This window comes from Cellulomonas telluris (assembly GCF_004886325.1).
Lineage (GTDB): Bacteria > Actinomycetota > Actinomycetes > Actinomycetales > Cellulomonadaceae > Cellulomonas > Cellulomonas telluris.
Genome location: NZ_QXFN01000074.1, coordinates 1 through 562 on the forward strand (window position 1 = coordinate 1; position 562 = coordinate 562).

The 562-nt window shown below is 69.9% G+C and carries 2 protein-coding genes; both read right to left on the bottom strand.

The genetic code is table 11. From position 1 onward, the window contains the following. On the bottom strand, positions 1-317 hold a 317-nt coding region (locus FB586_RS18800), incomplete at its 3' end, for an ACT domain-containing protein (protein ID WP_136520865.1). Between the two features lie 9 nt (positions 318-326). Further along, positions 327-562 (bottom strand): ATP-binding domain-containing protein (locus FB586_RS18805; RefSeq protein ID WP_168800627.1); only part of this gene is annotated, 236 nt, incomplete at its 5' end.

Sequence of the window (562 nt, forward strand, 5' to 3'; positions counted from 1 at the left end):
ATGAGGCGGTCGCGCGCGCTCGACGGGTCCTCGGTGAGCGCCTCGACGACCTCGAGGTCGAGGAAGAGGTTGCCACCGGCCGCGTAGCGGTTGATCCACAGCACGCTGACCCCGTCGAGCACGCTGCACGCGGACACGACCGAGTCGGGCATCGTGCCGTGCGACATCTCGAGGAGCACGTCGTCGACCGCGTAGCCGTCGCGCTTCTCGACGATCTCGATCGCGTCGATGTCTCCGCCCGCCTCGCCGATTGCGCTCGCGACGCGACCCAGCGACCCGGGGACATCGGGGAGCTCGACGCGCATCAGGTAGGGCACTCGACGAGGCTATCCGGGATCTGTGTCCGAGACGTTTCGACCATCCGACAGCCGGGCACGAAGTCCGCTCGCCCGCAGCGCCTGCCGCTCGATGGCCGCGCGGACCGCCGACTCCGACCCGATCACCCGGACCTTGCGCTGCGCCCGCGTCACGGCCGTGTAGAAGAGCTCGCGGGTGAGCAGCCGGGAGTCCTCGTCGGGGAGGAGCACTGTCACCTCGTCGGCCTGGCTGCCCTGCGACTTGT